Annotated in this window: 16 protein-coding genes; 8 read left to right on the forward strand and 8 right to left on the reverse strand. The window is 70.3% G+C overall.

All coding sequences use genetic code 11. The annotated features are described in order from the left end of the window. Positions 1–101 precede the first annotated feature (101 nt). Entirely contained in the window at positions 102–2,126 is a 2,025-nt protein-coding gene (locus AB0J67_RS31850; RefSeq protein ID WP_363487805.1) for a hypothetical protein, read from the forward strand. Between the two features lie 312 nt (positions 2,127–2,438). Here AB0J67_RS31850 and AB0J67_RS31855 read toward each other — a convergent pair whose 3' ends face one another. After that, on the reverse strand, positions 2,439–3,776 hold the full coding sequence (locus AB0J67_RS31855) for a thrombospondin type 3 repeat-containing protein (protein ID WP_363487807.1): 1,338 nt from the start codon (positions 3,774–3,776) through the stop codon (positions 2,439–2,441). A gap of 232 nt (positions 3,777–4,008) precedes the next feature. After that, entirely contained in the window at positions 4,009–4,455 is a 447-nt protein-coding gene (locus AB0J67_RS31860; RefSeq protein WP_363487809.1) for a MarR family transcriptional regulator, read from the reverse strand. 75 nt (positions 4,456–4,530) lie between these two features. On the opposite strand from AB0J67_RS31860, the gene AB0J67_RS31865 reads away from it, so the two are divergent. Beyond that, entirely contained in the window at positions 4,531–5,154 is a 624-nt protein-coding gene (locus AB0J67_RS31865) for a maleylpyruvate isomerase family mycothiol-dependent enzyme (RefSeq protein ID WP_363487811.1), read from the forward strand. Between the two features lie 273 nt (positions 5,155–5,427). On the opposite strand, the gene AB0J67_RS31870 is transcribed toward AB0J67_RS31865, so the two are convergent. Beyond that, positions 5,428–6,123: a methyltransferase domain-containing protein gene (locus tag AB0J67_RS31870; protein ID WP_363487814.1), complete on the reverse strand. Its 696-nt coding sequence runs from the start codon at positions 6,121–6,123 to the stop codon at positions 5,428–5,430. Positions 6,124–6,471: 348 nt separating this feature from the next. Here AB0J67_RS31870 and AB0J67_RS31875 point away from each other — a divergent pair, with 348 nt between their 5' ends. Next, positions 6,472–6,699, forward strand: coding sequence for a DUF6458 family protein (locus AB0J67_RS31875; RefSeq protein ID WP_363487816.1), 228 nt, complete (start codon positions 6,472–6,474; stop codon positions 6,697–6,699). Positions 6,700–6,883: 184 nt separating this feature from the next. Here the strand turns inward: AB0J67_RS31875 and AB0J67_RS31880 are convergent, their stop codons facing one another. Both AB0J67_RS31880 and AB0J67_RS31885 read right to left on the reverse strand, forming a co-directional pair. Continuing rightward, positions 6,884–7,822, reverse strand: coding sequence for a cyclase family protein (locus tag AB0J67_RS31880; RefSeq protein WP_363487818.1), 939 nt, complete (start codon positions 7,820–7,822; stop codon positions 6,884–6,886). Between the two features lie 334 nt (positions 7,823–8,156). Continuing rightward, positions 8,157–10,574 (reverse strand): CocE/NonD family hydrolase, encoded by a 2,418-nt coding sequence (locus AB0J67_RS31885; protein ID WP_363487820.1) that lies wholly within the window; start codon positions 10,572–10,574, stop codon positions 8,157–8,159. 219 nt (positions 10,575–10,793) lie between these two features. On the opposite strand from AB0J67_RS31885, the gene AB0J67_RS31890 reads away from it, so the two are divergent. Both AB0J67_RS31890 and AB0J67_RS31895 read left to right on the forward strand, forming a co-directional pair. Beyond that, positions 10,794–10,919, forward strand: coding sequence for a hypothetical protein (locus AB0J67_RS31890; protein WP_363487822.1), 126 nt, complete (start codon positions 10,794–10,796; stop codon positions 10,917–10,919). A 52-nt stretch (positions 10,920–10,971) separates the two neighbouring features. Then, positions 10,972–12,057, forward strand: a complete 1,086-nt coding sequence (locus AB0J67_RS31895) for an FAD-dependent oxidoreductase (protein ID WP_363487824.1) — start codon at positions 10,972–10,974, stop codon at positions 12,055–12,057. A 144-nt stretch (positions 12,058–12,201) separates the two neighbouring features. On the opposite strand, the gene AB0J67_RS31900 is transcribed toward AB0J67_RS31895, so the two are convergent. Beyond that, the gene (locus tag AB0J67_RS31900; RefSeq protein ID WP_363487826.1) at positions 12,202–12,762 is read right to left on the reverse strand and encodes a helix-turn-helix domain-containing protein; all 561 of its coding nucleotides are present in this window, start codon (positions 12,760–12,762) and stop codon (positions 12,202–12,204) included. Between the two features lie 170 nt (positions 12,763–12,932). On the opposite strand from AB0J67_RS31900, the gene AB0J67_RS31905 reads away from it, so the two are divergent. Then, positions 12,933–13,784 (forward strand): zinc-binding dehydrogenase, encoded by an 852-nt coding sequence (locus AB0J67_RS31905; RefSeq protein ID WP_363487828.1) that lies wholly within the window; start codon positions 12,933–12,935, stop codon positions 13,782–13,784. A gap of 251 nt (positions 13,785–14,035) precedes the next feature. Here AB0J67_RS31905 and AB0J67_RS31910 read toward each other — a convergent pair whose 3' ends face one another. After that, entirely contained in the window at positions 14,036–14,695 is a 660-nt protein-coding gene (locus tag AB0J67_RS31910; RefSeq protein WP_363487830.1) for a hypothetical protein, read from the reverse strand. 144 nt (positions 14,696–14,839) lie between these two features. Between AB0J67_RS31910 and AB0J67_RS31915 the strand changes: the two genes are divergently transcribed. After that, positions 14,840–15,616, forward strand: a complete 777-nt coding sequence (locus tag AB0J67_RS31915; RefSeq protein ID WP_363487832.1) for a phosphotransferase — start codon at positions 14,840–14,842, stop codon at positions 15,614–15,616. A 90-nt stretch (positions 15,617–15,706) separates the two neighbouring features. Here the strand turns inward: AB0J67_RS31915 and AB0J67_RS31920 are convergent, their stop codons facing one another. Beyond that, positions 15,707–16,291, reverse strand: a complete 585-nt coding sequence (locus tag AB0J67_RS31920; protein WP_363487834.1) for an RDD family protein — start codon at positions 16,289–16,291, stop codon at positions 15,707–15,709. Between the two features lie 223 nt (positions 16,292–16,514). On the opposite strand from AB0J67_RS31920, the gene AB0J67_RS31925 reads away from it, so the two are divergent. Next, positions 16,515–18,224 carry a hypothetical protein gene (locus tag AB0J67_RS31925; protein ID WP_363487836.1) on the forward strand — a complete coding sequence of 570 codons (1,710 nt, stop codon included), beginning with the start codon at positions 16,515–16,517 and terminating at the stop codon, positions 18,222–18,224. Positions 18,225–18,309 lie beyond the last annotated feature (85 nt).

Here is an 18,309-nt window from a genome sequence, read left to right on the forward strand (position 1 = left end):
CGCCGTCGCCGCCCTGGTCTCCGACCGCACCATCACCTGGTGAAACGCCCCGGAGCGGCCCATCACGCGACCTCAACTATTGCGCACAAGATCGTAAGGCCATGACGGGAGAACCTTCGCGTCTCGCGCAGGTGACCCAGGCGCTGCTGCAGACCGGGTTGTTCGTGTCCGATGAAATGGGCGACGTCGCGTTCGCCCATTTGGCGTTCGCCGAGTTCGTCGCCGCTAGACAACGTGCGCGCCGATTGAGCGAATCGGGCGGCAGCATCGAGTCGACCCTGGCCGACCTCCAGGACCGGCAGCACGCGAACCTGGCCGCGTACACGCTCGTGCTCTATCTGCGTCTGCACCCAGACCGCTTGCCGCGGGTGATTCGGAACCTGCTGGAACTCCCCACCGTTGTCGATCTGACCCGAGGAGGCAAAGCCGAGAAGCGTTTGGCCCGGACGAACGGGTTGCTGGCGGCGGCGCGGGTGATCCTGACAGGTGCCCGCACCGATCCGGCGGTCGAGTCGATCGTCATCAACCGGTTGGTCACCGCACACGTCGAGGAGTTTCATACCGGTGACTCCAGTCCATACGATGACATCATCGCCCAGTTCGGCGCGCATCCGACGTTGGCTGCCCGGCTCGGCGAAATCGCGGCAAGCCCGTATCCGCCAATGCGTGCCCGGTGCGACGCCGCTGTGCAGATCGCCGAAGCCGGCGGCCGCGACACCGCGCTCGACCTGTTGCGCAACATGGCCAGAACCGCGACCGATCCGGAGGACATCGCCGAGGTCGCGTACGGCCTGCAACGATGCGGCGGTGCGCGCGGGCTGGCCGTGGACATCCTCGAAGCCGCCGTCGCGTCCTTGACCGATAGCCAGACCTCGACGATGACGAGCTTGGCCTGGCAGTTGTGGAATCTCGGGGAGGATGAGGCCGCCACACGGCTGGCATGGCGGATCATGCGGCATCCGGAGCCCAACCTGTTCGGGCCACTCGCTAATGCCACGAAGATCATTCTCGGTACGTTGGGCAACGCTGCCGCGCCGCGCGTCGTCGAAGCCGTTCGCAAGCACGCGGCCGATACGTTCAACGTGGCAATGGTCGCCGAGACTCTGCTGGAGGCGGGAGCGAAGGCGGAAGCTATCGAACTAGCGCGCGACGCCGTAGGGGAGAAGGTGAACCTCGACGGAGACACCATGCGATCGGCGATCAGGACCTGGTTGTCAGCAGCCGGGCCGCAGGCGGCCGAGGAGGTCGTCGCAATGGCGCTGGCTAGGCCGGAAGTATCCCGCTGGGCGTACCTGGCCGAGGCAGCGCTCCAGTTGTCCTGGGCTGGCGCCAACGCTGCTGCGGCGATAGCGGCTAAGCATGTACTGGGGTCGGCTGCAGCGTCACCAGATGAAAAGATGTCCGCGGCACTGGCCTGGGCGTCGGCCGCGACCACCGACGACGTCGGGGCACTTGCTGAATTATTGATCACGAGTGTACGCAGTCCGAACGCGGTCCTGCTCGCCAGCGAGCGCATTTCCGTAGCGCTTCCTGAGCCGTTGCTGAACCTGCTCCAGTGCTTCGTCGTCGATCCAGCTTGCTCCGAAGAACACTCGCGCCGGGCCGCGCGTCTCTTGGTCGTCGCCGGTGAGCCGCATGCACAGGCAGCCGCTGATGGCTATGTCCGCCGTCCTCGCACCACGGCGGCAGATCTGGCTCGCCTCGCTGCATCTTTACCTCCAGAGACCGACCGCCATCTGAGGTGGCAGCTGGTCTGCCCCGTACTTTCAGATCCGCTGGCCACACGCAAGACGAGGCGTGACGCATGCGCTATCGCCTACCGCGCGGTCGGCTCCCGACAGGTCTACTCGGCCGTACAGGGGTCCCGCTGGCTCACCCCCGAAGACGCATTCGACTGCGCCGACTTTTTTCTGTCCGTTCAGGAACCGGACCTTGCTGAAAGCTTCCTACTCGACGTCCTGCTCGACGCCTCTGCGGACTTGGAACTGAGACTGCGAGCCATGCTTCTTGTCCCACCGGCACGCCGGTCCTGGTTGGCTCGGGAAACGAGCCGAGCCGCGGAACGGATTACCGACCAAGCCGAAGCGCTACGGCTGCGGCAGATCACCGGCTGGTTGAGTGCGTGACCGGCGAGCATACGCAGCGGTCGTGCGCGACTGTTGCCTGACAAATGTTGGAGCCGACAAGGCGGCTGCCTCGCTGGCTTCTCAATAGAAGCTTCGAAGGTGAGGAGCTGTCGCATTGTCCGCGTCGAGACCCTACTCCGTCGATAGACATAGTTGAGGCGGTCTCAATCGTCGACAGCTGCATGTCTGCACAGCAAGAGCGCCTTTGGTGCAAGGCCTGGACGCCGGTCGGCGGAATTGGTGCGAGGAGTTCTTGGCATGGCTGCGCAGGCCGCAGCCCCGCGGCCGACGCCGAAGGGCTGCGGCCCTACGTCAGCAGAGCCCGTCGCAGCCGCCCGCGGGCAGGGGACCGGCGTGCTGCGGGCTGGGCAGGTCGGGTCGGCCCTCCGGCTGTGCTGTGGTGACCCGCTTGGGCTCGGTCAGCATGAACAGTTCGCCGACGGTGCCGTCGACCAGCATGATGGTGGTCGGATTACGCGGATCCTCGGGCTGCTCCTCCATGCCGGGCGCGTTCCACCCCGGGACGACGTTGATCGCCGCGCCCCGCAGCCGCAGCGCGCCGTCGACCATCTCCTGCGTCACCATCGCGTGGTAGGCCTGCTCCGGGTCCATGTACTGGGTCTTGCTGGTGCACTGCGTCCCGCTGGCGTCGCAGACCGTGGTGGTCGTGGTCGTGGAGTGCCGGGACTTGTCGCCTGAGGTGTACTCCGTCGTCTCGGTCGTCTTGGTGCCGAGCAGGTTGCCGTCGTCGTCACGCACATACTCCGTGGTGACCGTGTACGTCGTCTCCGACCCGTCCGCTTCCTTGACGTACTCCATACTTGTCGACAGGACCAGGTTGTCCGAACTGTCGAGGACCTTCACATCCTGGAACACCACCTCGGTGGTGCCCTCCTTGACGCTGTAACCATGCTTGACGGTGGTGCCCACCTTGTCACCGCTCTTGTCGGTGATCTCGATACTGACGCCGTCCTTGATCGGGGTGACGGTCTCCTTGGAGCCGTCGGCGTAGATCCGTACGGTGTCGCCCCGCCAGTTCTTGTCGGTGTCGACGACCCCACCGCCGAACACGTGCTTCGTGGGGTCCTTCGCGCCGCCGCTGATCAGGCCGACCTCGATGCCGCTGACCCGCACACCCGCAGGGGTGTCGGCCGACCCGAGTCCTTCGAGTCCGAGCGCGAACCCGCTGTGTTCGGGTGAGATGCCGAATTTGCTGAGCTGATCGCCGGAGATGCCCAGCCGGGTGAGCGCGTCGGCACGCTTGTGGACCGGGAATGCCCCGAGCAGGTCCACGCCCAGCTCCTCGCGCGCCTTCATGATCTCGGCAGGGAACACCACCAGCGAGGCGAGGCCGTACTCGAACGACGGCAGCTCGCGGGCGGTGAGCAGCTCGGCGATCAGCTTCAAGCCGGGGCGGCTGGCCGGATCGTGGGGATCGGTGCCGGCCCGCAGTTCGTCGGCGTCGCAGACCCCGTCGTGGTCGGAGTCGACCACCGACCAGACGACGTAGCAAGCGGAAGCGTCGCACAGCCGCAGCGTGCTGTACTTCTGCGACTGCTCTTCGACCGCGCGCGCCGGGGCGGCCACGCCGGCGGTCAGGGCGACGAACACGACCGCCGCCGTACACGCTCTGAACAGTTTCTGCATCATGCGCGAACGATCGCACTCGCTTCGCACGCCGGCCGCTCACTGTCCGCAAGACGCCAGCAGCGCATCGCCGGACCGGTGCGAAGCCGCGTCGAAGGCACCCGACGGGCCTGGCACGCCGGGGCGGCCGCCTGGTTCGGATCGTCAACTGCGCCGTGCCTTCGCCGATCCTCTGCGCCGGCCGGCACGGCGGGATCGGCGCGGCATTCGCGCTCCAGACCAGGTCTGCGCGATGTCATTGGGTCGGTCTTCTGGCGTACGGGTCGGTGATCTCACGCAGCCGGGTCAGCGCGTCGCGGAGATCAGCCATGCGCCGCTGACCCAGGTGCGCGGTCCACTCCGCCTCGATCTCCACCACGACGGCCGCTGCGATCGGCATCGCCTGGCGTCCCCGCTCGGCTATGCGCACCAAGCGGGCGCGGGCGTCGGTGGGATCCGGCACCCGCTCCACATAGCCGGCGCGCTCCAGCTGGTCGACGAGGAATCCGGCGGTCTGCTTGGTCACCTGGGCCTGCTCGGCGAGGTCGCCCAGGCGTGTGCCGTCCGGGCCGATGCGCTGGAAGACCCGCGCCTGCGCCGGGGTGATGTCGAAGCCCGCATCGACGACCGCGTCGAGCACCCGCTTCTCCATCGCCCGGTACGCGATGAACAGCAGCAGCCCGACGTTCGGCTCCTCCGGCATGACGCGACCCCTTGACATGTTGTCAGATTCTTTGACTAAATTTAGTCAGAGAATCGTACCAGTCAAGGATGGGCGATGGATCGGGACGAGAGCTGGCGGGTCATCGCCGGGCAGCGGCGCGAGTTGGCCGACCTGCTGGCCGGGCTGTCCGACGCCGAGTGGGAGACACCGTCGCTGTGCGCCGGATGGCGGGTGCGTGACGTCGCCGCTCACGTGGCACTCGCGCCACAGCCGCCGAGCCTTCGGGCGATGACCGCCGATGCGGTGCGCGCAGGGGGCCGGTTCCACCGTCTCAACCATGACGTCGCGGTCCGGCACGCCCAGCGCCCCGTCGCCGACCTCGTCGACGAACTGCGCCGTCACGCCGACTCCCGCCGGTTGCCGATCGTCACCAACTACCGCAACATCCTCTTCGATGTCATGGTGCATGCGCAGGACATCGCGCTGCCGCTGGGCCGCACACTGGCCATGCCGCCGGCGGCGGCTGCCGCGGCGGCCACCCGGGTGTGGACCATGGGCTGGCCCTTCTGGGCCAGGCGGCGGCTGCGCGCCGTGCGGCTGACGGCCACCGACGTGGACTGGTCGGTCGGTGCCGGCCCCGAGGTGACCGGTCCGATCGACGCCCTGCTCCTGCTGCTGACCGGGCGGACCGCTGCGCTGTCCGGGCTCACCGGCCCGGGCCTCGCCCACGTGGCATGACGGACGAGTGCGCGGTCCACCAACCGCCCGTTGACGACCTGGCGGTGATCGCGCCACCTGCCGTTACGCCCGTCCGAGCGCGGCGGCAATGGCTCGATCACCGCCCCACCCTTGGTGGTGGGCTCACCACGTCCGACCACGCAGACACTGAGCCCTCCATGATCGACAGGACGGGCGCTGGGCCTGTCCTTTCGATCATGTGAGCCAGGCCGGTTCACCGCCGCCGGCAAAGGTGACGGCATCGGAACGTATCCCCTGATCCGCCCGAGTTGCCTAGGCGGACTCGAGGACGAAGTAGAGGAAACACATGAAGCGCCCCGAGCCCCTGTCGGGTGGAAGCAGCTCCGCGGGAGTGTCCGGAGAAGGGGGCGGCTCGCTGATCGTCACGATGCGGAACCCGGCAGCGGCGAAAGCATCTGACATGGCATGCAGTGGCCGGTGCCACATGGTCAGCCACACGGTCTGGCCGTCCAGGACGTAGTCCTCGGTGTACTTCGTGACCGCGAAGTAGTCGGCCTCGGGATACGTGATCGCGTAACCGGCCGGGTGCATGGTGGAGAGGATCAGGCGACCGCCTGGCTTCAGCACGCGACGCAGCTCGGCGAGGGGGCCGGACCAGTCCTCCAGGTAGTGCAGGACCAGGGACGAGACGACGACGTCGAACGCGGCGTCGGCGAACTGCAGCGGCTCGCTCAGGTCCGCCACGTGCAGGTCGGCGTCCTCGCCCAGCCGCCGGCGGGCCAGGTCGACCATGGCCGCGCTCCTGTCGAGCCCGGTGACCACGGCTCCCTTGTCACGCAGCGCCGCGGACAGCGGGCCGGAGCCACACCCCGCGTCGAGGATTCGGCGGCCCGAGACGTCACCGGCGAGGCGAAGCATCTCGGGTCGGTCGTAGTAGGCGTTGAAGAGGCCGGACTCGTTCGCCGCCGCGTAGGCGTCCGCGAACTCGTCGTAGTCGGTTGCTGTCACAGTGACCCCGTTCCCGTGAGAAGGCAAGGGTGCATTCCTACCAAAGCCGCGTAGCGCGACGACAAGCACCCGGCTCGCCCACGTGGGGCGGGATCCGATCCCACGGAGCCGCTCGGTGGCGCGCTTGAGGTTCGGTCCGACGCCCGCGAACCTCGGGACTGCGCATAGCGTCGCGGCGCTGCATAGTGTCACTGCTTTGTGACAAGCCCAACCCCGCTGCGGCGTGCCGCCCGCTGTTTTCGCTGGTCACAGCGTTGTGATCGGATCCTGGCCGGTTTCCGGGTCGATACCGAGGGTATCGGCGGGCCTGTAGCCGCAACGTCAGCGGCAGCCTTGGAGGAGACCACCATGGGTATCGGCGCAAGCATTTTCATGATCGTGCTCGGCGCGATCTTCACGTTCGCGCTCGACTTCGACGTCGCCGGCATCGACATCGACGTGATCGGCTGGATCTTCATGATCGGTGGTGTGCTCGGCCTGCTGTTCACCGCGCTCATCTGGGGTCCGCGCAACCGCGCCAGGACCGTCAGCGAGCCGGCCGAGTACCGCCGGGTCGAGGAGCGCACCGAGATCTGACACGCCGCAAGCCGCCCCGCCGGGCCACTCACCCCGGCGGGGCGCCTTGTTTCATGCGAAAGGCGCCCCTGCGCACGCCACCGGGGCGAAGACGACCCTGTTCCGGCCGCCGTGCTCGTCCTCGCACCGGAGCGGTCCGCCCGGCTCAGCCGGCGGAGCCGCAAGCTAACAGGTACGACGACGGTCAGAAGGTGGCGATCGGGTTGACCGGGCTGCCGGACGTACCGGCGAAGCGGACCGGCGCGACCGCAAGGTGGAAGTCCCATTGGCCGAGCTCGGCAGCCGTCGTCGCGCATGCCTCCAGGTCGCAGTTGTCGAGCATCCACAGACCCATGGCGACGAGGCTCACGGCGTGAACGGGCATCAACACGTCCGCGTACCCCGAAGGCTGAACGTCCTGGGGGGTGTCCGCGCCGATCAGCGCGACCTTCCGTTCATGCAGCCATGGCAGGCAGGACGCGTGCCAGCCGGCCTGCATGAAACCGCCGGCCTCGCCGCCCTCGTGCCGGAAGCGGCCGTAGCCGGTCCGCAGGAGCACCGCGTCGCCGGGTCGCACCTGCACACCCTGGCGGCGCTCGGCCTCCTCGAGATCGTCGGGAAACACACCCTGCCCCGGTTCCAACCACGGCACATCGCGGACCCTCGCGACGTCCAGCAGGACACCACGTGTGATGATCCCGTTGGCCGCCGCCGTGACGGACGCCCACGCCGATCCCGTTGCGGCGTCGACCATGGCGTGCGACCGCCCGTTGTACATCGTGCCGTCCCAGAAGATGTGACACGGCGAGTCGATGTGGGTGATGGTGTTGCCGTGGAACGTGATGCCGAGCCGCTCGGACGAAAAGCCCCAGCGCCGGTCGTCGTGGAATGCGGCCACCGGCATGTTCTCGGCACCAGGCATGTCGGCGGCGCACGGGCACGTGGTCGTCGACCGCTCCATGCCTTCCGGCACGGTGATCTCCCATGCGCACGACACGCTCCTGCCGTGGCGCACGGCCCGCGCCGCCGCGAGTCGGACGTCGCCGGTGATGTGGTTCAGGGTGCCGAGCTCATCGTCGTCGCCCCACCGCCCCCAGTTTGACAGCGTATTGAAGTATCCGAGCACGTCGTCCTGCGCGGGCATCGGTCGACTCCCCGTCATCTCAGCACCGACTCCTCCGGTCACGCGGTTCGAGGCATGTCGGATGGGGGAGACGCCCTGCCCTTCCGACATGCCAAGGTCCGCTCGTGAGCTGGCATGACACTACCTGGGCGGGCCGGCATCGGCCGGTCAGGAGATTGGGGACGGCGAACATCGGGTATGTCGGGCCTTGCTCCCAGGTCGTCGCGTTGCGTGGGCGGCATCGCGGAGGCGGCGTGGAGATGCTTCCAGCACCGCCGCGGTACCCGCCGCCGTCGATGGCGGCGTAGTCGTGGTGCGGGTCGTCGTACTGGTTGGGGTCGCACCGCCGCGGCGTCTACGAGTCAAGGGTCAGCGTCCAGGTGTCGATCCGGCCGACGTCGGCGGCTGCCGCGTCCTGTACGCGCAGCCGCCAGGTGCCGTTGGCGGACTCGCCGGCCAGTTTCACCGTGAAGGTCTGGTGGATGTCGTCGGCGCTGCCGCCGGAGCGGTTGCTCAGCGGGTAGCTGGACCCGTCCGGTGCGACCAGGCTGACCACGAGGTCGCCGCGGTACGGGTGGACGATGTGCACCTCCGCCTTCGACGTCGCCGACGCCGTGCCCGGACAGCCGCTGATGGTGACCGTGCTCTCCACCGCGGCCCCCGCATCGGGGATCGCCACATCGGTCGGGTTGGTCGCCTTGCAGGCGGCATTCCCGTTGACCGTGAGCGTGTAGACCGCCGTGTGGGTGGCGCCGGTGCGCGTGCCGGTGACGACGACCTGGTACGTGCCCGGCGCGGTCGACGCGGCGGTGCTCAGGGTCAGCGTGGAGCTGCCGCCGGCCGTCACGGTCGACGGGCTGAACGACGCCGTCGACCCCGGTGGCAGCCCGGACGCCGACAGCGTCACGCTCTGCGCTGATCCGCCGGTCACCGCCGTGGCGACGGTCGTGGTCAGGGTGCCGCCCGGGTTGGTCGCGCCCGCCGCCGGGGACACCGAGAGCGGGTACTCGCCGGTGGCCAGGCCCGTCTGCGTGATCGTCAGGGTGCTGGCGACCGGGTTGAGGCGCAGGACGGCACCGGCCGGTGGGCGCAGCGTGTAGTCGTAGTCGGTGGAGATCACCACGAGGCCGATCCGGCGACCGGCCGCGAACACGTAGTCCCTGGGCTGCATGGCGAAGTTCAGCGTGTACTCGGAGCCCTGCACGACCTTCTCGCTGGTGGCGCGGCTGTTGCGGTTCTGCGGGTCGATCCAGCCGCGGGTGACGATCACGGGGGTGGTGCTGGTGCCCGTGCCGCCGTAGTCGACCAGCAGCGCGGTCACGTTGGCATCGTTGCGGTTGGTCACGGCGAGCCGCAGCGAGACCCGGGGCGAGCCGGTCAGCGTGACCGGGGCGGTCAGGTTGCCGGTCCGGTAGACCAGCCGGTTGCCGTTGGCGCTGTCCGGGTTGGCGACCAGCGTCGTGGCCGTGCTGGTCCGCCCGTTGTCGGTGAACTGCTGGGCCGAGGCGCCGGTCGGCGTGCCGAGGGTCAGCCCGCCGGGTGCGGTGGCCGAGGAGGCATCGAGCTTCAACACGGCCTGGGTGGCGCCGGGGTTGGGCCAGTCGGCGTACTGGCGCCAGGTGCCGTCCTTGAACTGCACCTCGGCCCGGGGCTCGGTGAGGATGCCGTTGTCGATCCCCTTGAGGAAGTAGGCGAACCAGCGCTCGACCGTCGCCCGGTAGTCCGTGCGCGAGGTCGTGCCGTGGCCGCCGTTGTGCAGCCAGATCTTGCGCGGCACGTTGTTGGCCCGCAGCGCGTCCCACCACTGCGCGTACTGCTGGCCCTTGACGTTCCAGTCGGACTGGCCGTGGATGACGAACACTCCCGCGGTGACCCGGTCGGCCTTGCCGACGTAGTCCCGGTCGGCCCAGAACTGCTTCCAGTCGCCGGTGACCCGGTCCTGGTCGGTTTCGATCTGGTCGATCCGGCTCGTGCAGCCGGTCCGGTCGACCACGGCACGGGCCAGCACGTCGGCGTCCTCTCCCTGGTATCCGCCCGGAGCGACGACGAGCCCGTTGGCGCGGTAGTAGTCGTACCAGCTGGAGATCGCCGCGATCGGCACGATCGCCTTGAGCCCGGCGACGCCGGTGGCGGCGGCCATGTTCGGCAGCGTGCCGTTGTACGAGATGCCGATCATGCCGACGTTGCCGGTGCTCCAGGACGCCGTCACCTGGGCGCCCGAGGCGCTGAAGCCGCGGGCCCGACCGTTGAGCCAGTCCACGACCGCGGTCGTGGCCAGCGTCTCCTGCATGTCGCCGCTGGTCGGGCAGCCGTCCGAGTCGCCGGTGCCGAGGCTGTGGCCGAGCACGACCGCGTACCCCTTGGGCACGAAGTAGTCGTCGTACCAGTCGGGCAGGTCTGGGAGCGGCCTGGCGGCGTTGATGCCTGGTCCGGTCGTGGGCGGGGCCCCCGGGATGAGCGGGAACAGGCTCTCCTGCGGCAGGGCACTGACGTTCACTGCGTGGTTGGCGGCGTTGGCCAGGCCGTTGCGGTACGGGCTCTGCTCGAACACGACGGGGAACGGCCCGCCCGTCGCTGGCCGGGCGATGTCGATGGCTATCCGGTCGAGCCGGCCGTCGCCGTTGGAGTCCACGCTGGACTCGACGTAGACCCGCTCCTCGACCTGGGCGAGCGCGGCTTGCGGGGGTGGCGCCGCGCCGGCACCGCCGGCCGGCAGCGGGAGGGCGGCCGCGAGCAGCGCAGGAATGAGGGTCAGGCGGTGGGGGAACCGCATGTGGCATCCTTCCAGGGGTGTCGGATAGTCGCCGAATGCCGGTACAGCGCGATGGTTGTCGATGTTTTCAGATCGACGATGGCAAATCAATGCGGCGCGCGTCCCGTGGTGAGTGGGATTCGCCTGTCGGCGGGCGTCCGCGCATGGACGTATCGATGACATCGTCCGTTCGGCCCAGCCAGGGTCACACGCTCGGCCGCTTACCCCTATCCTCTCGGGGTGATCAACAACATCAGCACCGCAGAAGTCCTCCTCATGCTGCCCGTCGCGGCTGTGGCGGTCGCCGTCCTCGGCTACATCGCCGGCCGGGCCTTCCGCCGGCGACGTAGTCGGGCCGGCCAGTGACCCGAGGGCTTCGGCGACGATGATCGGATCGCGAGAAAGCGCAGGTGGCGGTGTGGGTGACGTGGTGATCGTCGGCGGCGGTGTGATGGGTTGCGCGGCGGCCTGGAGCCTTTCCCGGCACGCCAGGGTCACCCTGCTCGAACAGTTCGGGCCGCACCATGACCGAGGCAGCTCGCACGGCAGCTCGCGGATCTTCCGACTGGCCTATCCGGATCCTTTCTACGTCGACCTGGCGGTGCGGGCCCTGCCGCTCTGGCGGGACCTCGAGCAGGAGTCCGGGCAGCCGGTCCTGGAGCTGACGGGTGCGGTCGACCACGGGCCGCGCGAGCTGATCGAGCCGATCGCGGCGGCACTGCGCGACGCCGGGCGGCCGTACGAGATCCTGCACCCGGCGGCGGCCGCCGAGCGGTGGCCGATGCTGCGCTTCGACGAGCACGTGCTGTTCCACCCGGAGGCGGGCCGGGTGCACGCCGACCGGGCCACGGCCGCCTTCCGGCAGCTGGCGGTGAACGCGGGAGCCGACATCCGGCACGGGGTGCGGGTGGCCTCGGTGACGGCCGTCGGCGACGCCCGCGCCGAGGTCGTCACCGACGCGGGAGAGGTCTTCACCGCCGACGCGGTCGTGCTGGCGGTGGGCGGCTGGGCGCCGGATCTGGTCGCCCGTACGGTGCCGGGCCTGCCGCCGCTGCGGGTCACGCAGGAGCAGCCGGTGCACTTCCCGGCCACCGATCCGCTGTCATGGCCCAGTTTCCTGCACTACCGGGGCACCGACGCGTCCGAACCCGGCGCCTACGGCCTGGGCAGCGTCGACGGGGTGAAGGTGGGCTTCCACGGGGTCGGTCCGCAGGTCGACCCCGACCGTCGCGACCGGACCGTCGATCCGGCCGCGCTGGACCGGGTCGTGGCGTACGCCGAGCAGTGGGTGCCCGGGGTGGACACCACCGGAGCGGTCGCGTCGACGTGCCTCTACACGATCACCCCTGATCACGACTTCGTGCTCGACCGGCACGGGCCGGTCACGGTGCTGGGCGGGTTCTCCGGACACGGGTTCAAGTTCGCCCCGCTGATCGGCCGGATCGCCGCGGACCTGGTCGCGGGGCGGCGGCCGTCGGAGCGGTTCGCGCTGGGCACCCGGTGACCGGGACGAGTCCGCTCCGGAGAGCTGCTGCCCAAGTCCCGGCCGTGCCGGCGCCGCTCGGAGGCGGTGGCATCCGGCGGGTGGCGCGCATCCTCGACCGCGGCGCCGGCCATGTGGATGGTGACCTGGACGCGGGCCGGCCGTTCAGCTGAGGGCCGCGGTGGCGAGGCTCCGGACCCCGGCTTTCAGTCGGCCGACTCCGCCTTGTCCGGTGATCCGCCGGACCAGCTCGCCGTCGAAGGACCCGAGCATCAGGTGCCCGAGGAACTCGGCATCGGCTTCCGGTCTGATCTGCTTGATCAGGCCGACAACGTGGTCGTGCCAGCGCCGGTAGGTGGGGTCCTGATGCTTGTCGGCCGCGCAGGCCTGTTCGTGCGCGGCGATCAGCGTGATGTTCTTGGCGGCCAGATCGGCGAGCTCGTCGAGGAAGCTCAGGATCCGCTCGGTCGGCGCGGCGCCGGGGCCGAGCGGTGGCGGGCCGCTGTCGATCGCTTCGCCGAGGCGCGCCGCGCGTTCGGCGAGCAGCTCCTGGAACAGCCCGGTGCGGTTGCCGAACCGACGGAAGACGGTGCCCTTGCCCACTCCTGCGCGCGCGGCGACGGCGTCGAGGGAGACACGCTCCGGCCCGTGCTGGGCGAGCAGTTCCTCGGCCGCCCGCAGGATCGCGTGACGGTTCCGCGCGGCGTCCGCACGTTCGACGGCCATTGCACCCCCTGAAAAACGGACCACTAGTCCGTATAGTAGCCTGAGTCAAACGGACTGACAGTCCGCTTAGACTGGGAGGTGCTCCTGTGCAAGCACTGATCGCGGCCCCTGAGACCGCCGAAGGCCTCCGGCTGGCCGAGGTCGCCGAGCCGATACCGCAGCCGAACCAGGTGCTGATCGAGGTGCACCACGCATCGGTCAACTTCGGTGAGGTTCGGTACCTCGGCTTCCAGCGTGCGGGCGCGGTGCTCGGGTACGACGCGGCCGGGTACGTGGTGCGGGCGGCCGCGGACGGCACCGGTCCGACCGTCGGGGAGCGTGTCGTCGCCTTCGGCGCCGGGGCCTGGGCGCAGCGCGCTGCCTTCGGCACCGACAGTGTCGCGACGGTCCCCGCCGAACTCGATCTCGCCGCGGCTGCTGCGCTGCCCCTGGTCGGGATCACCGCGCTGCGCACCCTGCGTGCGGCCGGCCCGGTGGCCGGCCGCCGGGTGCTGGTGACCGGTGCGTCGGGCGGCGTCGGCCGCCTGGCCGTGCAGCTCGCACGCCTCGGCGGTGGCCATGTCATCGCATCGGTCGGCTCTGCGCAGCGCGGCGCGGGACTGCGGGAACTCGGCGCCGGAGAGGTCGTCGTCGGCCTGGACGCCGTCGGCGAACCGGTCGATGTGGTGTTGGAGTGCCTGGGCGGCGCGCACCTCGTCGCCGCCTGGAACCTGCTGCGGCCGGGTGGCACGCTGCAGAGCATCGGCTGGGCCTCGAACGAGCCTGCCGTGTTTCCGCCCAACTCGATCTTCGCGCTGGGGCCGGCCAAGACCCTGCAGTCGTTCGGCGACGCCACCAACCCCGGCCCCGACCTGACAACCCTCGTCGGCCTCGCCACCCGAGGAGCCGTCTGCGTGCCGGTGGGCTGGCAGGGATCCTGGACGCGGATCCATGAGGCGATCGACGCACTTCTGGGCAGGCAGATTCTTGGCAAGGCCGTCATCGACATCCCCCAGGTGAACGGAGGCACGGTCGTCGGCTAGAGGAGGGCCTGCAGAGGGTGGGCGCCCTGCTGGAGGAGCGCTGCCTGCTGACCGAACCGGCCGGCGCGGCGGCAGCGCCACCGGGAGCCGCAGCACCGGCGGCAGAACGGTCGGGTTAACGACCCGCGCCAGGTCCCGTTCGCGTCGGTCGCGGCATGAGTCATGCCGGCCGCGACCGACGCACGTCGATCCCCCTCCGCGAGCCCCCCGCGTGGCAGACCCCCGATTCCGGGCGTCCGCCTCGGCAGCCGTCACCGGCGGGGGATCGAACGCCGGGCGCCCGCCCCCGTCGAGCCGGTGCGCAGAGTGCGCAACGCCGCATCGATCATGCCGGCGATCGCGCCACCCGCCGCGGCGTGATGCCGCACCAGGCAATCGGACAAGATTCGCATCAGCGCGAAGTACAGCATCCGCTGCGCATGGCCGAGCGCGGGCTTCAGGACATCGCCCTGCAGGTTGGTCAGGCTCTGGCGCAGGCCGCCGGCCGTGACGTCCGCGCCACCGAGAGTCCTGGCCACGCCCGACATGTGCGCCTCCAGCAGGCTCGACATCGCGGGGTCTTCGCCGGTCGGGCCGAGAACCCGGGCGGACAGGGCACAAGCGACCGACTCGGCAACGCACGCCGCCTCACCCAGCGGTGCGAGCAGTTCCACCGCCGCGGCGACACCGGCGCCGAAGACCAGCCGACCGTTCATCACGCGGACGAGCGGGCTGTCCGGACCCGTCTCGTCCGGGTCCGCCGCCGTGCTCTTCCCGGCCCGGCTCGTCGCGAGGATCCGGCTGAGCCGCTCTTCGACCTGCCCGTCCGTGACGGCGTCCACGACCTCGTCGACGCTGTCCGCGAACCGGCGCAACTCCAGCGCCGGAGGGACGTGCCGGTTCGGTGCCGGAGGCGGGGTGTCAGCGCTCATCGGCCACCGCCCGGCGAAACGTCGGGGCTGCGACGATCACATCGCCGGACACGGTCTCCCGCAGGCGCCGCCGGGCCGCCATGAGGCACTGGCGCACGGCCGCAGGCGACCGTCCGAGCCGGACCGCGATGCTGGACCTATCGCGTGGAGGACGTGTTCAGGTTCGAGCGGGCGGCCTACGCGGCCGGCGTCCCGATGCCGGAGCCGATCTCGGCCGACCACGACACGCTCGTCCACCGGTGGGTCGAGGGGGAGAAGGTGCCCGAAGCGCCGGTGTCGGCGGCGTACGCGTTCGAGGTCGGGGCGATCCTCGCGCGCATCCACGCGCTCGACGTCGCGTGGACCGACGTGTCGACCGAGGAGCCGACGCCACGGGACTGGCCCGAGCTCGCCGCGCGGGCGGCGGCGACCGGACAGCCGTGGGCCGACGAGCTCGCCGCCCAGGTCGAGACGTTCTCCGCGATCGCCCACTTCGTCGACGCCTGCGAGCGGCCGGGGCCCGTCGTGCTGACCCACCGCGACATCCAGCCGTGGAATCTGCTCGCCCGGCAGGGTCGGCCGGTGGTGCTCGACTGGGAGCTGTCGGGGCTGCTCGACCTGTCCGGTGAGCTCGGCTCGACTGCGCTGAGCCTCGCGAAGGGACCTGGCTTCGACGACATTCGGCCCGCCGTCTTCCGTACGGTCCTCGACGGCTATGTCGCCGGGGGCGGGGCGCTGCCGCCGCCGGGTCCCAGCTGGTTCGTGTTCATGATCGGCGGCTGGCTGGGGTTCACGAGGTGGAACATCCTGCGGTGCCTCGCCGGTGTCGAGGCGAGCACCCGCCCCGAGCTCGCGCTGTCGCACGAGTCCGTACGCAACGGGGTGCGCGGCCTGCCCGACCTGTTCGGCCGGCTTCCGGAGCTCGAGGCGCTGCTCGGGTGACAGCGACCCGCTTCTGTGCTGACGCGGCGTGACGCGTACTGCCGCAGGGGTGCGCCGGCTCGACCGCGGCGACGATCATCGGGTGGCTGGTTACCGGATCCCCGAGGCCTGCAGCCGCCGGGTGGCGCCGCGGTCGATGCTGACCCTCGCCGGCGAGCCCGCCGGTGCCTCCCCGCCCGTATTGCCGAGCGCACCGACGATGACGGCGATGAGCAGCAGCGGCATGAGCAGTGTTCTGATCAGCATCGCCCAGCAGGCCTTCGCCCCGACGCGGCCTCCGTCCTTGACCCGGACCAGCTGCGTGCCGGTCAGGACGGCGCCGAGCGCACGGCCGTTGCCATAGATCAAGCCGTAGAGCATTGGCACCACGAACAGCAACGACAGCGCCAGCACGGTGACCGCGCCGTCGGACAGACCCGACGTGACGCGCACCAGCGACACCACGACGACGCCAACCCCCACACCCAGCAGGTACACCACGAAGTCGATGAGCCACGCGAGGAACCGCCGCACCTCACCGGCCCGGACGTACAGGGTGCCGTCGTCGAACGCCGCGAGCCGCTGTACGGCTCGCCGCCCGAGGACGTGCTCGGCCTCGGACTTGGCCGATTCCAGCCGGGTCGGCGCCAGCCCTGCCGCGGGGGTCGTAACCGCATCATCCCGTAGTCGCGTCATCGGCACATTGTGGACGGTCGGGAAAGCCGCCGACGAAGCAGCCCGCCAACCGCCTGCGATAGTCCATACCGAGGAACCCACAAAGCCGATGCTTCCTTTCGCATCCGGACGTGCGGGCCGGTACGGCGCCGTTACCGCCGCTCGCCCGCCACCGCTTCGCCGCGGATTGACGGCCGCGCCCGGCGCGGCGGATCATCATCGCGCACGACAGTGAGGAGCCGATGTGGACCGCTGGGAGCGTCTCCTGACGCCGGTGTTCGACGGGTACGACCGGTGGCGCGACCGGGCCCAGCGCTGGATCGACGAGACGGCCGGCAAGCCGCTCCGGGCGTGGATCGCCCCGATGCTGCTGTCGTTCGCCGCCACCGCCGCGCTCGTCGCCGTGCTCCGGCTGCTCCTGTCCGCCACGATCGGGTTCGGGGCGTTCGGCCGGTGGGTGGTCGCCGCGTTCATCGGCGCGGTGGCCGTGGTCATGCTGGTCGTCGTCATCCGCAACGTGGTCGTCTCGCTGGCGGACCCGACCCAGCGGCGCCTGCTGCTGGTCGCGCTCATCACCTCGGGCGCGGCCATCCTGGCCAGCGTCCAGGCCGTGGTCGCGGTGACGATCGCCCTGTCGGCCGACCCGCCGCCGCTGTGGACCATCGAGCGGTTCTACCTGTGGCGGCTGGTCGGCTCGGTGCCGCTGCTGGACATCCCGGCCCGGCTGGAGTGGACCGAGCCGCCGGTCCTGCCCGGACCGGCGGGCCACGTGCTCGAACTCGTGTTCATCCTCGTGGTCATCCCGCCGTTGGTGCGCGTCGGCATCGCCCTGTACGGCCATGCCGAGGACCGCGCCCGGGAGCGCAACTACTCCGAGGCGCTGGCACACCGGTTCCACGCCCGCAGGTTCTGGACCGGACTGTCCGACCCGGGACTGACCACGTACGCGGCCGGGGCCGGGGCGTTGTGGTGCCTGGTGGAGCTCTATCGGCACACGCCGACCCGGATCCTGTCCCTGACGACCCTCGCGGGTGTCGCGGCGGCGGTGGCCCTGGCCTTCGCGGCCGCGTTCGCGGTGCGCCGGATGTACGACACGCTGAGCGAGCAGGCCGTCCTCGTCACCCTGGTCTGCGCGGTCCTGCTGGTCTGGTTCGACAGCCCGGTGCGGCGGTTCCTGCTGCCGTCGGCCGGCCCGCTCGGGGTATGGCCGAAGATCGGCGTCACCGTGGCCGCGTGGCTGGTGCTGCTGCTGGTCGTGCTGGTCTTCCTGTGGTCGGATCCGGAGTTCGTCGAGGCGCTGATCGCGTTCACGCTGGTGATGGCCTTTCTGGGTGCCGACGCCCCGGCCGCCCTGTGGCTGCACCACCACGTCACGTGGCAACCGTGGGGGCTGCCCCTCGACCAGGTGCTCGCCACCGCGGGCGGCTGGTTCACCGTCGCCTTCCTGGTGCACCTGATCTGGGCGGTGATCAGGCGCCAGCCGATCCTGGGACGCGCCGACTACGGCGACACGGCCAGCGGGCTGCGCCAGGACCTGCGAGCGTACGTCCTGCGCGGGGTGCACCTGGTGATCGCGGCGGGTGCGGCGCTGACGCTGCTGCGGTCCGCGCACGCGGCAACCGTGACCGGCCCGACGGCGGGACCGTGGACGGAGGCGTCGCATGCGCTGACCGCCGCGGCCTGGCACGTCGTCGACTCGCTGCCCGGCCCCGCCGTCACGGAGATCCTCGACTGGCGGCTGGCCGCGGATGTCACCGGACGCTGGGCGGGGCTGGTGGTCATCCTGGCCGTCGGCGCGATCGTGCTGCTGGTGGGGCTGCCGCTGGTGCGTACGGTCGCGTTGTGGGCCCGGCTGACCGCGGGCCGCCCGCGCAGCAGCGAGGCGCTGGCCTCGGTGCCCGGCGCGGTCGCCGACGACCTCGCCGCCGTGGTCGCCTTCGAGGAAGGCGACTAGGGTCTCCTGCAGGTTGCGCTCGTCGGCGTGGGTGTCGAAGCCGCCGAGCGAGACGAGTCGCGGGCACCGCTGTCGGCAGCGTGCG

Source organism: Catellatospora sp. NPDC049609 (assembly GCF_040675365.1).
Taxonomy (GTDB): Bacteria; Actinomycetota; Actinomycetes; order Mycobacteriales; family Micromonosporaceae; genus Catellatospora.

Coding starts and splice junctions, on each gene's coding strand:
- AB0J67_RS31880 (WP_363487818.1), bottom strand. CDS start 7,822: ATGCCCGCGCAGGACGACGTGCTCGGATACTTCAATACGCTGTCAAAC.
- AB0J67_RS31920 (WP_363487834.1), bottom strand. CDS start 16,291: ATGACGCGACTACGGGATGATGCGGTTACGACCCCCGCGGCAGGGCTG.
- AB0J67_RS31860 (WP_363487809.1), bottom strand. CDS start 4,455: ATGCCGGAGGAGCCGAACGTCGGGCTGCTGCTGTTCATCGCGTACCGG.
- AB0J67_RS31900 (WP_363487826.1), bottom strand. CDS start 12,762: ATGGCCGTCGAACGTGCGGACGCCGCGCGGAACCGTCACGCGATCCTG.
- AB0J67_RS31855 (WP_363487807.1), bottom strand. CDS start 3,776: ATGATGCAGAAACTGTTCAGAGCGTGTACGGCGGCGGTCGTGTTCGTC.
- AB0J67_RS31875 (WP_363487816.1), top strand. CDS start 6,472: ATGGGTATCGGCGCAAGCATTTTCATGATCGTGCTCGGCGCGATCTTC.
- AB0J67_RS31910 (WP_363487830.1), bottom strand. CDS start 14,695: ATGAGCGCTGACACCCCGCCTCCGGCACCGAACCGGCACGTCCCTCCG.
- AB0J67_RS31885 (WP_363487820.1), bottom strand. CDS start 10,574: ATGCGGTTCCCCCACCGCCTGACCCTCATTCCTGCGCTGCTCGCGGCC.
- AB0J67_RS31865 (WP_363487811.1), top strand. CDS start 4,531: ATGGATCGGGACGAGAGCTGGCGGGTCATCGCCGGGCAGCGGCGCGAG.
- AB0J67_RS31850 (WP_363487805.1), top strand. CDS start 102: ATGACGGGAGAACCTTCGCGTCTCGCGCAGGTGACCCAGGCGCTGCTG.